This window comes from Spirosoma sp. KUDC1026 (genome assembly GCF_013375035.1).
Taxonomy (GTDB): domain Bacteria; phylum Bacteroidota; class Bacteroidia; order Cytophagales; family Spirosomataceae; genus Spirosoma.
Map to the genome: position 1 here is coordinate 3,245,609 of NZ_CP056032.1, position 15,415 is coordinate 3,261,023.

The 15,415-nt window shown below is 54.5% G+C and carries 12 protein-coding genes; all 12 read right to left on the reverse strand.

Annotated elements, in window-relative coordinates; genetic code table 11:
* Nucleotides 1-111: 111 nt before the first annotated feature.
* The gene (locus HU175_RS13550; RefSeq protein WP_176567106.1) at nucleotides 112-1,734 is read right to left on the reverse strand and encodes a hypothetical protein; all 1,623 of its coding nucleotides are present in this window, start codon (nucleotides 1,732-1,734) and stop codon (nucleotides 112-114) included.
* Entirely contained in the window at nucleotides 1,731-3,971 is a 2,241-nt protein-coding gene (locus HU175_RS13555; protein WP_176567107.1) for a hypothetical protein, read from the reverse strand. Before HU175_RS13555 ends, HU175_RS13550 begins: the two co-directional genes overlap by 4 nt.
* On the reverse strand, nucleotides 3,968-5,170 hold the full coding sequence (locus tag HU175_RS13560) for a BatA domain-containing protein (protein WP_176567108.1): 1,203 nt from the start codon (nucleotides 5,168-5,170) through the stop codon (nucleotides 3,968-3,970). The genes HU175_RS13555 and HU175_RS13560 overlap by 4 nt, the downstream gene beginning before the upstream one ends.
* A gap of 3 nt (nucleotides 5,171-5,173) precedes the next feature.
* Entirely contained in the window at nucleotides 5,174-6,037 is an 864-nt protein-coding gene (locus tag HU175_RS13565; RefSeq protein ID WP_176567109.1) for a DUF58 domain-containing protein, read from the reverse strand.
* A gap of 83 nt (nucleotides 6,038-6,120) precedes the next feature.
* Nucleotides 6,121-7,104, reverse strand: a complete 984-nt coding sequence (locus tag HU175_RS13570) for an AAA family ATPase (RefSeq protein ID WP_176567110.1) — start codon at nucleotides 7,102-7,104, stop codon at nucleotides 6,121-6,123.
* 155 nt (nucleotides 7,105-7,259) lie between these two features.
* On the reverse strand, nucleotides 7,260-7,877 hold the full coding sequence (locus tag HU175_RS13575; RefSeq protein ID WP_176567111.1) for a DUF4159 domain-containing protein: 618 nt from the start codon (nucleotides 7,875-7,877) through the stop codon (nucleotides 7,260-7,262).
* Nucleotides 7,878-7,898: 21 nt separating this feature from the next.
* Nucleotides 7,899-8,405, reverse strand: coding sequence for a GNAT family N-acetyltransferase (locus HU175_RS13580; RefSeq protein WP_176567112.1), 507 nt, complete (start codon nucleotides 8,403-8,405; stop codon nucleotides 7,899-7,901).
* 113 nt (nucleotides 8,406-8,518) lie between these two features.
* Nucleotides 8,519-9,193, reverse strand: a complete 675-nt coding sequence (locus HU175_RS13585; protein WP_176567113.1) for a hypothetical protein — start codon at nucleotides 9,191-9,193, stop codon at nucleotides 8,519-8,521.
* Nucleotides 9,194-9,275: 82 nt separating this feature from the next.
* Nucleotides 9,276-10,613, reverse strand: coding sequence for a TldD/PmbA family protein (locus HU175_RS13590; RefSeq protein ID WP_176567114.1), 1,338 nt, complete (start codon nucleotides 10,611-10,613; stop codon nucleotides 9,276-9,278).
* Nucleotides 10,614-10,618: 5 nt separating this feature from the next.
* Complete coding sequence (locus tag HU175_RS13595) at nucleotides 10,619-12,259, reverse strand: TldD/PmbA family protein (RefSeq protein WP_218036993.1); 1,641 nt, start codon at nucleotides 12,257-12,259, stop codon at nucleotides 10,619-10,621.
* 121 nt (nucleotides 12,260-12,380) lie between these two features.
* Nucleotides 12,381-13,727, reverse strand: coding sequence for a TldD/PmbA family protein (locus tag HU175_RS13600; RefSeq protein WP_176567115.1), 1,347 nt, complete (start codon nucleotides 13,725-13,727; stop codon nucleotides 12,381-12,383).
* Nucleotides 13,728-13,753: 26 nt separating this feature from the next.
* A complete protein-coding gene (locus HU175_RS13605; protein WP_218036994.1) occupies nucleotides 13,754-15,394 on the reverse strand; it encodes a TldD/PmbA family protein in 1,641 nt (546 codons plus the stop codon).
* Nucleotides 15,395-15,415: the final 21 nt, after the last annotated feature.

Here is a 15,415-nt window from a genome sequence, read left to right on the forward strand (position 1 = left end):
GAAAGTTCGAGGCTACAAGCAGTCAGGTGTAATTTAGAAGTAGACCACACTTGGCTAAGATCTGAATGGGTTACCAGCGACGTAATTTACTCCGTCGATCTCTGCCACGCGTCAAAACTTGGGTTCCACCCACAACGCCGTAAAACAAATCAATAACGCAACCAGCCAGAACCAGTTCGGGAGCTGGGCGTAGCGCTCCGGTTGAATGCGGGCGGGGAGAAACTGCTGCCGATTGTGAGCCAGCACAAACTGATTAACCCATGACCGCTGCGCCTGGCTGGCGTTATTTACGTACACCATCAGCGAATCCTGAACCGGCTGCCAGCCATCCTTCGCGAATGTGATTCGCGTACTGGCCGACTGGTCGTTGAGGGGAGAAGGTTGCAGACGAGTGGTGTCGCCACCCGCCCGAATGGCGACGGCCTTTGCTGTCAGGTTGTTTGTGCGCAGTTCTGCTGGCAGCCCAACGTAAAGCGGAGCCTCCACCTGCACTACGTTGTTGTCGATTGGGTACAACTGTGCCAGAACGCTCGTCCAGATGCGGCTGTAGGTCAGACTGTCGCCACTGAGAGTAAGAGGGTAGGTTTCGCTCAGCAGACTGACGCCTACCCGGCCGCTGGCGCGCTGTATGGCAATGGGGTAGCCCGTTACCGGGAACTGCGTCAGCGATGGGCCAAACTGGTAGGGTAGGGCGTTCAGATTATTGCCGACCGGAACCGTCGGGTCGTTGGATACGCGACGCACCTGAAACCGGCTGCCCAACGCCTGGTTGATAACCCGGCTTTCCGTTTCGGGCGTTGCCAGATTGAGAAAAAATACCGTCCGACCGTCGGCCACTGCTTTCTTGACTACGGCGTTGGCGGCATTGCTTGGGTCCGTAACAACAATATCCGGTATTTTCTTGCCACTGTCTTTCGATTGGTTGATGCTGACCGCGCTGCTGATATTCTTCGACAGCGTTGCCGAGAGTTGAACCGCGTATCCTTGTTTTCCGAGCCAATCGGCCAGCGTCTTGGTTTCAAAATCGGGGTTGCTCAAAACGAATTGAACCGCCAGCGGACGGGAGGCCCGCGTAAAGAAACGCAACGTATCAACTGCTCTGCCGCTTAATACAAGCTCCGTTTGATTACGGCCCCGAACGAAGGCTGGAAACCGCAGCGTAAACGGACTTGCTCCGGCCGGAACCGACGTACTATCGAGGGTTACATGACCATACCGAATCGCCAGCGTCTGTTTTTTTGATGACTGTATCCATCCCGTCACGGTCTGCTGCTCGCCCTGCCGTAGTAATCCCTTGTAGTGTAAATCCTGTACTTGATCGGGCTGGTTGTACGGTACCCACTCCACGGCCGCCCTACTCAGCTGCGTCAGTGTTTCCTTTGGGAAATCCTGACCAACCAGCGTCACCGAGTCAACGGTCTCTTTGAACGTCCGGGGCGTCAGCGTTTCGGTTAGGTGCAGGCTGTCGCTCACCCGCTGGGCAACGGCTCGTGGTACGTCATTGCCCACCAGCAGTACGTGTCGTTCCGGACTATCCAGCGGCCAGCGGAGCTGCAGGAAATACGCCACTACAACCAGCCAGAGTAGCAGATTCAGACCGCCCCGCAGCAATCGTTTGCCGGGCGATAGCGAGCGATCACGAAAGAGAAACCAGCCCTGCACGCCCAGGAGTACAAAAAGAACCAGCGCCGTGAGCCAGGTAAGCGGAGATGCCCAGTCGAGGGTTGTCGTCATGATCGGATGTGTCGCCAGAAAGCCCGCTCCAGCGTACGCTCGCTGGAGTACGATGCCGGTCCGGTTTTCACCGATGTACCGGTCAGGGCGTAGAGTTTGGTTTTGAGTTGTTGCTTCTCGGTGGCGGTCAGCGGTTTGCCGCCCGCCATTTTTTGTAGGCTGGCCAGCACCGACCAGTTGCGCAGGCCGCTGTTTATCGTCTGATCGGCCAGCTGATTACCCAACTGCTGCACCGTCAGGCGTTGGCGCGAAGAGAGTTCGGGGAGTTCCAGATAGCCTAGTACATTGGTTACCAACGGTTCAAGCCGTTGTTTCGTGAACGATTTGTCCTGATTGAAGGTCGGCGTTACGTTGGTTAGTTCGCCCGTCAGTCGTAGTTCTTTTTCCTTGATCGGTGGCGGGTCAAAGCCCGTTTTCTTGACGTACGACCGCGCTTTCTGCTGCGATAGCTTCAGATATTCCAGCGCTTTCTGCTCGTAGGGCAGCGCCTGAACGGGCTCGTACATACGCAGGTGTAACTCCGACTGCCACATATTTTCCAGCGCCATCTTCAGCAGCGACCGTGTCGATTGTTCATGAAACGTATTCGTTTCGGCGTCGTCGTGGGAGTGAATGTACTGCTCCATCAGCGCGGCAACCGGATCTTTTTCGTCGTTGCCGCCACCGCCCCCGTGGCTGTGCCCGGCGTGATCGTGCCCGGCATGAGCCGGCGCAGCCGCCGGAGCGCTGTGATCACCCTCGCCTTCGTCATGCTTGTGCATGTATTGTTGCATCATCGCGTAACCAACGACGACATCGCCATCCTGGTCAGTTGGCAGGGCATCCCCCCCGCCAATGGATTTCTCGAACTCTTCGCCCAGGAACTGACCGTACCGCAGCCGTAATGCCTTCTGGTCGAAACCAATCTCATTGGACGTACTGCGGAAGGATTTGTCAGTCGATTTCTTCTTGCTGGCAATTAGCTTCTCGGTATCGATAATAATCTGCCGCTGGCTCCGGAAGTACTCGGGCATGATGTTGACCGCCATCGTCGCCAGTTCGCTTTCTTCTACCTGCGTCGTGTCTTTGTACACCAGAAAGTACGTATCTGATTTAGTGAAATTGGGCTCGGGACGGCGGTTGTCGAAGGCGGCCCAATAGTAGTATAACTCGTCACCCGGCGCAAAATTCAGCGCTTTCAGGTCGAGTGTTTTGGTAATGCGCGTTTCCTTGAAATTCTTCGGACCGAGCGGCATCTTGACCTCCCGGAATTTGACATTCTCGCCCGACCCCCGCGCTACGGTCGCTACGATGAACGCCTGTGAGACCATAAAATCGTCCGATAGCTTGGCCGCGATGGAGACCGTTTTGGGGTCTTTCAGGAAATGAAACTTGTACAGCTCTTTCGATTCCGGCTCAATCTTGGGCGCCATGTCGGGTTTGGCATCGAGCCGGTAAAAATCCGACTGGTAGATCAGCGAATCGTGGCCGGGCTGATCCTGCCAGTAGGTTTTAATCGCATAAAGACCCGAGTTCAGGAGCTGATCCTGGTACGTGAACGCACCCCCCGACGGCTGAAACGCCAGTTCCTGACCCTTGCTATTCACCAACCGGACTTTGACGTTTTGCTGGCTGCTGATCTGCACCCGCCAGGTCAGCGTCGAACCCACCACAGCCGACGCGTTCAGGTCGCGGGAGTTCTGGTCGGGAAGCTGGGTGTAGGCCGGTGGCTGCACCCGTAAAGCCGCCGACTGAAACGTCGGGGCACCCGGTTTGACAGCGGCCGCCGTAGCCACCTGCGTCCTGGGGTCGTCGGGGGTAGGCGTTGCCCGGCGCTGCAATAAAGGATAGCCGAAGTATAACGCCACAACAGCTGCTAAGCCGATGGCGTACCAGCCCGCGCTTTTCAGCAGAACGCCCGGTACCGGAATCTGCTGGAGCCGCTCGTTGAGCCGGTCGAGCTGTAGTTGCTCGGCCAGATTAAGCTGTTCTTTTTCCAGCAGCGGCAGGCTGTATTCCACATCACCCACCGACTGGTGAATCAGTCGAACCGCCTGTGGACGTTTGTCCTGAAAGGGCTTGCTCAACAGCGTGCCCAGGCCAAAACCGACGATGCCAGCGGCAAGAGCTAAAAGCGAAGGTCCGGCGAACGTAGCAACCAGCAGGTAGGCTGAGATTGCCAGCAGCACACAACGGAGCAGGGCGTTGGCGTAAAGCTGATACGTAACCAGCGAGAGAGTTCGTTTCAGTTCGTTCATGCGTTTTTGGTTAGCGCCAGCCAGCGTTCAGCAAGGAGGAGACTCACAAACAGAAGGAGTAAAATACTCTGTAAGCTGGCCTGCTGGGAGGTGCTACGTTTTGTTGATGGAACAAACAAATTGGCTAAAGCCTGTTTACTCAGCGAATGGGGTTGAGCATTCAGCTCGTACTGCTGAATGAGCTGTTGCCCCAGCCACTCCGGTAACTGGCCATTCACGACGCGGTCGGAAGTTTGGGGTGTCAGGTGTTCGTTTGTGTAGATAACGTTAGCGGGGTGGGGAACTTGTTCATTCGCCGAGACGATGTACAGCGTTTTGGGCGTTAAGCGCGCGGGGGGCTTGTCGGTCAAAACCCAGTCGTAGGCTCGGCGGGTCGGTTTCTCGTCGATGGTCAGGTCGAGCGCGTACACATCCATCAGCGCCTGGAGAGCCGCTCGTACGGTCTGGCGCTCGGGGGCGTTAGCGTACTGGAGCAATACGTGTAGCGTTCCTTCGTACGAGGGTGCTGATGCCAGTTTTACGCCGGGTGTCGCCAGGCCGGATATAGCATTGGTGGCCGTTAGTTTTCCAGCCTGGTTGATGAAGAGTTTCTTACCGTCTTTGGCCGTCAAATAGGGCCGGGGCTGACTGGTCGAATCGATTACGCTGTGTAAGTGGAATCGCTGCGGCACCGTAATCGCCGGTACGTCCGCCAGTGACTCACTATTCAGCACGTACAGATGCAGATTGGTTGTCTCTGTAGGAAGTTCATTGATTGCCGTTTGCAGTAGCAACGCGTTGAAAGGAGTCGTTGCTACTGGCTGATTCGACTGACTGGCAATAGGAGTAAGCTCATTGTTTGCCAGGTAAACGGCTTCCCCTTTTTTAGCGGCTTCGTCCAGCTCAAATCGAAAATTATCGGTTACGAAGGCGCTGGGCTGCACTAGGTGAACCGTTTTGATCGCTTCGGTCTGGTCTGACTTGTTCAGTACTAGCTGACTGACCAGCAGGGCTAGCACCAGCAACAACAGGCAGCGCAGGATCAGCAGCGGGATGTTGTCGATACGTAGTCCCCGACTCTGCTGCTGGTCTTTTTCCGTGAGCCATTGTGTAGCTGCCCACGGTAGGGGTTTGCCCTGCTTCTGGTGCCAGAAGTGAATCACGATCGGAATCGCTACGGCCAGGCTCCCCCACAGTAGGTATGGTTCAACAAACTCCATTAATTAGTTCTTTCCGGTTAAAAAACGGGTCAATACCAACGCGACCGGCTCACTCATCCGTACCCGTATCAGCCGGACGTGCGGAATACGTAGCGCTTCTTCCAAGCGGGTCAGGTAAGCCGCCGACCGCTCCCGAACGAGGTCACGGACCGTTTCGGCCTGTAATTCCATCTCTCGTCCCGTTTCCAGATCCTGAAACCGGTAGAAGCCGCTGAGGTCGAACGATAGCTCCTGATCGCCCAGAATCTGAAAAATGACAATCTCCCGGCGCGGTCCGGCTACGCTGCGAATCAGGTTGATCCACTCATCACCCACCTGCAGAAAGTCGGACGCCAGCACGAGCATTTCGGTTTGTTTGCGGCTAAATTCCGGGAACGAAGCCTGCGTCGTTTTCCACTCGCCCGACGCCTGGGCGGCATCGAGCGTCGAGATGATTTTCTGAAACGCCTGCTTCCCGGCGGGAACCAGCGTCTGCACTGCGCTCTGTTGCAGGGCATACAAACTGAGCTGATCGCCCTGCCGGTTGCTGAGGTACGCCAGCGACGCCAGCAGTAATTTAGCGTAATTCAGCCGACTGACGTTTCTTTCGGCGTAGTTCATCGACCCCGACAGATCGATCAGGAACCGCAGCTGCTGGTTACTTTCCGTCGCCGATTCGCGCACGAGGTACTGCCCGCTTTTGGCAAACAGTTTCCAGTCGATACGCTTCGGATCGTCACCGGGTTCATAGTGGCGGAATTGTTCAAACTCGGTCCCTACACCGGACCGCTTGCTGGCCTGGATACCCAGCAGCAGCTCGTCGCTGACCAGTTTGCCAGCCAGTTGCAGGTTGTTTAGTTTGATAAGATCCGTGGCGAGTTTAGCCATGTTGATCGAGAGAAAAGATGATTGACGTAAGAAAATAGACCGATGGATGTCAGCTAGGAGATTACCTCCGAGAGCTATTCAGTTTATTTAACGCCTTTCAGCAGTTCCTCGATAACCCGGTCGGTCGTGATGCCTTCTGCGTCGGCGCGGAAGTTCAGCGCAATCCGGTGCCGCAGGATGGGGAACGCCAGCGTCTGAATGTCCTCTGGAATAACCGAGAACCGCTCGTTTAGAACCGCTCGTGCTTTGGCGCACAGGACCAGCGCCTGACCAGCCCGCGGTCCCGCACCCCATTCGCACCATTGCTTAACAAAGGCCGATGGGCTGGTTTGAGGCCTCGTAGCTCGTACAAGCCGATTGATGTATTCGATCAGTTCATCGCTGATATGCACCTGCCGGGTCAAATTTTGTAGGCTGAGAATATCCTCGTCCGACAGTACCGTTTGTAGTTCGGCGCGCTTGGTGCCGGTCGTGCTTTTCAGTACGTTCAACTCTTCGTGCTCATTGGGATAGCCAAGTTTGATGTAGAGCAGAAAGCGGTCGAGCTGCGCTTCGGGCAGGGGATACGTACCGGCCTGCTCGATGGGGTTCTGGGTCGCAATGATCAGGAATGGGCGGGGGAGGGGGTAGTCGTTACCACCGTAGGTTACCTTGTATTCCTGCATGGCCTCCAGCATGGCGGCCTGCGTTTTGGGCGGAGTCCGGTTGATCTCATCGGCCAGCACAACGTTAGCGAAGATGGGACCTTTGTTGAATTTGAACACTTTGTGTCCCGTCTCGTGGTCGTCTTCCAGGATCTCGGTGCCGACGATATCGCCGGGCATCAGGTCGGGCGTGAACTGAATCCGCTTGAAGCGCATCGCCAGCGCATCCGACATGGTTTTCACCATCAGGGTTTTGGCTAGACCGGGTACGCCCTCGAGCAGGCAGTGACCGCCCGCCAGCAACGCGATCAAAACTTCGCTGATAGCTTCTTCCTGTCCGATGATGACTTTGCTGATCTCCTGTCGTAGCTGGGGTAGTCGCGCCACCAGCGCTTTGTAGTGAGTTAAGTTAGCTTGTTCCAAAGTTATGTTTCAGGTTGTATAAAGCACTTTTAATTAAGACGTAAGACAAAGAGGATGTAAGATAAAAGACTTCAGGCCGAAGAAAATTAGGCGCCAATCTTTCGTCCAGCGTCTCACGTCTTTTCTCTTACATCCTTTTTGTCTTTCTTCTCTAGTTATGCTGTCAGCGCGTACGTGACGATATTGACGCCGAACTTGGTATTATCTTCGGCCAGAAACCGCTTGTTGCGGAAATCATAATCCCACTCGCAGCCGTAATCCTTATTGCTGTAGAGCACCCCAATCCGGCCGTTGACGGTAATTGCTTTCAGGTAATCGTGCACCAGATCATCCCCCCAGCCGTTCAGCTCGAACGAAGTCGTGGGCGGCCCTTCGGCGAACGTAAAGAAGCAATTGTAAATGGGGTGAGTGTTCGGAATCTTCTGCAACGCTTTCGGACCAAAGGTCCGCTCCATTTCCTGTTCAAATGACTTGGCGAATAAACCATCAATATCGTGGTTGCAGTCGTCGACAAACACGAACCCGCCGTTTTGTACGTACCGTTTGAAGTGATCCCGTTCCTGCGCCGAAAACTCCACCAGTTTGTGTCCGCTCAGGTAACAGAACGGGCTTTTGAACAGATCCGGGCTACTTAACTGCACGACATGCTCTTTCTGATCAACTGGTATAGTCGTGTACTCAACCAGCGAATGAAGCAGGTTCGACGGCATCCGCTGGTCGGTGTCCCAGTCACCGGAGGTGTATTGAATACGGGTAAAAACAAACGGTTTCAAATTTCGCTCAGGTTGTTAATGTTACGACAGGGGCTTCTCCATCACAAAATCTTCCATCAGATAGCCGTTGCCGATATCTATGTTTTCCTGCTTCACAACCGAAAAGCCTATCCGCTCGTAGAACTGAATGGCTTTGTTATTCCGGTTTACGTTCAGGCTCAGCCGGTCGTTGCCGTGTCGCCGAGCCAGCTCAGATACGCAGTCGATCAACTGCCGGCCGACGCCTTTCCCCTGGCTATCGGGCAACAAATACAATTTATGAATCTTGGTTGCCGACTCGCCCTTATAGTCCAGCTCGTACGACACGAATCCCAGTGCCTCTTGACTAACCGATTCATTCGCCAGCAGGAACACGTGGTTCTTTTCGTGTGCTTGAGTCAGCAGCGCTTCCGGGCTATACATCATCGTCAGCATGTACTCGATCTGTTCAGGTGACAGAATAGCGCCAAACGTACTGGGCCACGTCTGATAAGCGATAGACCGGATAGTAGACAATTGCTCTTCGGTTGCCGGGGTAATGGTGATCATTTACGTGTAATAAGCTTGCGTATCACTACGCCAATTTGCGCATCAGGACCTGTAAGTTTCAGATTGATTAACTGTCTTATCAAAAATGGCGTGAATCAAGAGCGTGGAGAAGATTAGCTATACGGTATAATTAGGTGTGGCGTGAGCTCCTGGTAGCTAATTGCTGTACCGGCAACAAACAGCTGCTTGACCTTTTCCATTAATTCGTTACTATTGATCGTCCCTGGATTCCGTCGTGACCACAGATAACGTTCACGGCTAACTTTTTTAGCCAGCTCTCCTACCGTTTTTATACTGAACGTACTAGCGGCCGGTATGCGCGAGAATAGATTAACAAGCCCGAACCAGCAAACAAACCCGCAGATACCATACAGCGGCTTTATATAGAGGACCACGAATGAAGCTAGAAAGATAGCTACTGTTAAGTAGATAAAAATTGGTTTAAAAACCAGTATATTAACTGGAAAGCCCAATCGTTGCTCCAGTTGCTTGGTCTGCTTCTCTCTCGTTTTTTCGTCAAAAAGTGTAGCCAGCTCTGTCGATGGGGAGACATTGGCTTTGTCAATAGCCAGGGTTCCGCATAGCTCATCTCTAAGCTTATAGAACGCCTGCTGATTGGTACAATCATCCGTATCCAGCTGAGGCATTGACGCCGAAATCCAATCGACTAGCTTACCAAACGTTTGAATATCGGCTAGAGATGCCTTTTGAAAATCAACGTTGAAGGACTGCTCGATTTGGTCAAGAACCTCGTTAACATCTTCCGGATCAAGCTCTAGAGTTTTCATAAATCAGCCGTGTATTTAGGAGATAAGAAGGTTAGTACCCCCTCAGTAAGGAGCACACCGAGGGAGGTACAGACTTTCTTGATTACACTGCGTCTGACAGACTCGTAAACGTAAACTCCCGGATCTTCATTGGCGGCACCAGGTAGTTCTGATCCGATTCGGTGCTCACGACGCGCTCGGGTTTGCCCAGCGCTTCAAGGTTGTTGAGCATGATAACCGGACTTTCGTTGAAGCGGAAGTTCTTTACCGGATGCTTAATTTTGCCGTTTTCGATATAAAAAGTCCCGTCGCGGGTCAGGCCCGTGAGAAGAATCGTTTGCGGATCGACTTCACGGATGTACCAGAGTTTGGTGACCAGAATCCCGCGCTGGGTGCTTTTGATCATCTCTTCCAGCGACGACGAGCCGCCCGCCATAATCATATTATTGGGGTAAGGCAGCGGCTTTTTGCCCTGCTTCTGGGCCCAATAGCGTGAATACGACAGGTTTTTTACGACGCCTTTGTCAATCCACATCGTTTTCGCCTGCGCCTGCCCGTCGCCTGACCAGGGAGACGCTGGTAGTTCTGGATTCGTTGGGTCAGAATAAAGCGTGACGCGCTCATCGACAATTTTGTCGCCCAGGCGACTTTTGCCTCCCGTTTTGCTGAAGTAGGAGCGACCTTCATCGGCGGAACGGGCGTCCATACCCCACATGAGGTATTCGAGCAGGACAACGGCTGCCGTAGGCTCTAGAATAACCGTGTACTTACCCGGCTCGATGGCGCGCGCTGCCGCCGAGCCCTGCGCTTTCTGCATGGCAATGCGGGTAGCGGCTGCCGTATCCAGTTTTGATACGTCGCTGTAGCCACGTGCTACGTAACCCGAGCCTTTCCCATCGTCAGTACGTACCGTCAACGAGAAGTTGACGTTGGTGCTGGGGTAATAGGCAAACAGACCTTTTGAGTTCATCATGGCTGAATAGCCCCGGTAATCCTGAAGAAAACCAGCGGCTGTCAGATTCTGAGCGCGGGCCAGTTGTAAGCTCTTGTCTACGGCATCGGCCCGGGTAGCAGGGGAGATACCCGCCGTTGAGTCAAAGAAACCCGTTGATTTAACGTATGTCTGTGGTCCCAGAACGCCCACGTATTCCGGATTTTCGGGGGCAAGCTGAGCGAGTTCTTCGGCCCGGCGAACGACTTTTTCGAGCGAGGCATCGTCGAACTCATCGATCGTGGCCGTACCTACTTTCTTGCCAAAAGACGACTGAACGACCAGGTTCTTATTGATGGTTGAGCCACTGGTCGAGACCTCGTTACGGGCGTAGCGCAGGTTACCCCGTTCTTCGCCTGTCAGATTCACTTCGCACTCGTCGGCTTTCGAATAACTTAATACTTTTTGGAGTAGCGCTTTGGCTTCTGCTTCGGTGAGAATAATCGCCATGACTGTTAAATTTTACGACCTGTATTGATGACGTTAACTCCGTTGAAACGCGCCGTTGAACTGCCGTGCGACACCGCACTCACTTGCTGAGGCTGTCCTTTGCCGTCGAAGAACGAACCGCCCAGCCGATAGTCTTTTTCGTCGCAGACGGCAACGCATGAATTCCAGAACTCCTGGGTGTTCGACTGATACGCTACGTCTTTGAGCATCCCTGCGATCTCGCCGTTCTTGATCTCATAGAAGAGCTGACCGCCGAACTGGAAGTTGTACCGCTGCTGGTCGATGGAGAATGACCCATCGCCAATGATATAGATACCTTTCTTGACGTCTTTGATCATTTGCTGCACTGACAGAGGTGTTTTACCGGCCGCCAGCGATACGTTGGCCATCCGCTGAAACTGCACCGAGCCCCAACTGTCAGCGTAGCAGCAGCCCTGCGATTCTTTCTCCCCGATGATATGCACCTGGTCGCGAATGGCCTGGTAGTTGACTAGTGTACCGTCTTTGACCAGATCCCATTCCTTGGTTTTAACGCCTTCGTCGTCCCAGCCAACGGCGCCCAGTGAACCGACCTGCGTTTTGTCGGCTACCAGATTCACCTGCTTGCTGCCGTAGTTGAAGTCTTTGGATTTCCACTTGTCGAGCGTCGCGAAGCTGGTTCCGGCGAAGTTAGCTTCGTAACCCAGCACGCGATCGAGTTCCAGGGGGTGGCCCACCGACTCGTGGATGGTCAGCCAGAGGTGAGACGGATCCAGCACCAGATCGTATTTGCCCGCTTCGACCGACTTGGCTGAGTGCTTGGCACGGGCCTGCTTGGCAGCCGCGATAACATCTTCGACCATATCGTAGCCTTTGTTGTAACGGGTCGTTACGCCCGTCACCTTGTCGCTCGGATTGGTTGTCAGGTATTCGTAACTCATGCCCATCGGGGAACTAAGCGCCTGGCGAGTTTCGAACTTGCCCGATTGTTTGTTAATGGCCGTTACGGTAAACGTTGGCCAGATGCGGTGGACATCCTGATCCGCGTACGTACCATCGGTCGATGCGAAGTACTTCTGCTCGTTCACCATGAACAAAACCGAGTTGACAAAGTCAGCCCCGTTTTTCATCGCGGCACTGTTGACCGCCATCAGTAGATCAACTTTTTCCTTTACCGGAACCTCAAACGCGTTTTTGGTGATGGGGGCTTTCCAACTGACGTCACCGTACCCTTTCTGCGGAGCCAACTGAACGGGTTGTTTCATCAATTTGGCATTGGCTTTCGCAATCGCTACGGCCGACTCGGCCGCTTTCGCCATGTCGGCGTCTGATTTTGCATCGACAACGGCGGCAAAGCCCCAACACCCATCCGCAATGACACGCACGCCAACCCCATACGATTCGGTGTTGACAATGTTCTGTACTTTGTCTTCCCTCGTCGTGACATACTGATTCAGGTAACGGCCAATTCGTACGTCGGCGTAGCTGGCCCCCTTACTCTTGGCGGCATTGAGCGCGGCATCGGCCAGTCGTTTTTTGACGGTAACGTCGAGGCCCGGCTCCATCAGACGTTCCGGGGAGACGGTTCGTGAGAAGGCGGGCAGGGAAGGGATCATTAGCCCCGCGGTTCCCATACCCAGCAGTTGGTTAAAGTTCCGGCGATTCAAGGTGATAGTGTATTTAAGTAGGTTCAGTGGGTAAGTTACGGATAAAGCGTCGTCAACGCGTCTTCTTTACTATACGTTGACGACGCTCGATAATTTGACTGGAATACATAGACCACGTCAGCTACACGGCGTCAGACAGACTGCTGAACGTAAAGTCCCGAATTTTCATCGGGGGCAATAAATAGCCACCCGCCCGGACGGGCTTACCCATCGCTTCGAGGTTGTTGAGCATGATGACCGGACTCTCGTTAAAGCGAAAGTTCTTGATCGGAAACTTGATCTTGCCGTTCTCGATGTAGAAGGTTCCGTCGCGGGTCAGGCCTGTATACAAGAGCGTTTGTGGGTCAACGGCCCGGATATACCAGAAGCGCGTTACCAGAATCCCTTTGTCGGTGCTCTTGATCAGGTCTGCCAGCGATTCGGTGCCGCCCTCCATGATAATACCCGATGGACGGGGAACAGCTTTCACTTTTTTCTGGTCCGCCCAGTACCGCGAGTAGAACATATTCTTCACGACACCTTTCTCGATCCAGGTAATTTTCTCCTGGGGAACGCCTTCGGAGCCACCGCCGAAACGGCCCCCACCGCCACCACCAAAGGGCGAGAGTGGCAGTTCTGGGTTCATTGGATCGGTATAGATGGTGACGCGCTCGTCGAAGAGTTTCTCGCCCAGCCGCGTCCCACCGCCTTTTTTACTGAGGAAGCTACGGCCTTCGTCGGCCGAGCGGGCGTCCATGCTACCCATCATGTTGCGGATCAGCTCACTCGATGCCGCCGGCTCAAGGATAACGGTGTATTTACCGGGTTCCAGTGCCCGCGCACCCGTTGAGGCCTGGGCCTTCTGAATAGCAATGTCGGTAGCCGCTCTGGTGCTGAGTTTGCTGGCATCGTTCACGTCGCGGATGGCGTAACCCGAGCCGGTTCCATCGGCGGTACGTACCGTAATCGAAAAATCAACGCCTGTTTCCCGGTTGTAGCCGAACAGCCCTTTGCTATTGCCCATAGCCGTAAAGCCGGTTGAATCTTCCATGTAGCCTGCCGCCGTCAGGTTCTTCTGGCGGCAGGGGTCGAGGCTGTCGAAAGCGGCCTGCGCCCGGTACTCCGGGTCGATTTTCGCCGTGGTTTCCGAATAGGTATTGGTCTCCAGGTATTTCTGGGGGCCGAGCATGGGCATATACTCGGGGTTTTCGGGAGCGAGCCGGGCGATCTCCTCGGCGCGCCGAACCGTTTTCTCGAGCGACGCATCGTCAAACTCGTTGATCGTGGCCGTCCCCGCTTTTTTGCCAAACACGGCCGTTACACCCAGCGACAGGTTGTTCGTTTCGCCGGAGGTCGACACCGAATTTCGGGCGTAACGAATGTTGCCGGTCCGGGTACCCGACAGGCTTACGCTCATTTCATCGGCTTTCGAGTACGAAAGCACTTTATCAATAATTTTCTTTGCTTCTTCTTTACTTAAGATGGCCATTCTGGTCTCTGTTTATCGGGATCCAATCAGATTTTACGAGCAGTATTGATGACGTTAACTCCGTTGAAACGGGCTGTCGCGCTGCCGTGCGATACGGCACTCGACTGCGAAGGCTGCCCCTTACCGTCGTTGAAAGCGCCCCCGAGCCGGTAATCACTTTCGTCACAAACGGCAACGCAGGAGTTCCAGAACTCGCGGGTGTTGGCCTGGTAGGCGACATCCTTGAGCATACCCGCAATCTTGCCATCCTTAATCTCGTAGAAGAGCTGTCCGCCGAACTGGAAGTTGTACCGCTGCTGATCGATGGAGAATGACCCATCGCCGATGATGTAGATACCTTTCTTGACGTCTTTAATCATGTCCTGTACCGACAGGGGCGTTTTGCCCGGCGCCAGCGATACGTTGGCCATGCGCTGGAACTGGACTGAACTCCAGTTGTCAGCGTAGCAGCAGCCCTGCGATTCTTTCTCCCCGATGATATGCACCTGATCGCGGATGGCCTGGTAGTTGACCAGGATGCCGTCTTTCACCAGATCCCACTGCTTGGTTTTGACACCCTCGTCGTCCCAGCCAACGGCGCCCAGCGAGCCGGGCTGCGTTTTGTCGGCAAAGAAATTAACTTCCTTACTACCGTACTGGAAATCTTTGGACTGCCACTTGTCGAGTGTGGCGAAGGAGGTACCGGCGTAATTGGCCTCGTAGCCCAGCACCCGGTCGAGCTCCAGGGGGTGGCCCACTGACTCGTGGATGGTCAGCCAGGTATGCGAGGGGTCGAGGACGAGGTCGTACTTACCTGCTTCCACCGATTTAGCTCCGGTCTTTTCCCGGGCCTGCTGGGCGGCTGCGGTAATATCCTCGAGCATGTCGTAACCCTTGTTGTAGCGGGTCGTTACGCCGGTGACTTTGTCTTTGGGGTTTGTTTGCAGGTACTCGTAGCCCATGCCCATCGGTGCGCTCAGGGAATTTCGGGTAGCAAAGCGACCATTGGCGGGATCGACGGCCGTTACGGTGAAATTGGGGCCAATCCGGTGAATATCCTGATCGGCGTAGGTGCCGTCGGTGGAAGCAAAATACTTTTGCTCGTTCACCTGAAACATGACGCTGTTGACAAAGTTGGCGCCGTTTTTCATAGCCGCGGCATTACACGCCAGCAGTAGATCAACCTTTTCTTTAACCGGAACTTCGAACGCGTTTTTGGTAATGGGCGCTTTCCAGCTCACGTCACCGAAGCCCTTCTGCGGAGCGAGCTGGACCGGTTCGGTCAGGAGCCGGGCGTTTGCTTTGGCAATGGTTACGGCGGTTTCGGCCGCTTTAGCGACAACCGATTCGTCGCGGGCGTCGCCGACGGAAGCAAAGCCCCAACTGCCATTGACAATTACGCGCACGCCAACCCCGTAGGATTCGGTGTTGATGATCCCCAGCACTTTGTTCTCACGGGTCAGCACGGACTGATTGAGGTAGCGCCCAATACGCACGTCGGCGTAGGTAGCTCCCTTGGCTTTGGCCGCGTTGAGGGCGGCATCGGCCAGTCGTTTTTTGACGGCTACATCCAGCCCCGGTTCCAGCAGCGCTTCGGGACTCACCGTGCGGGCAAAAGAGGGTAGCGAAGGCATGGCAACACCCATTGCACCCATGCCCATTAGTTGGGCAAAATCGCGTCGTTTCAAGGTTGTATCGGTTATTGGTTA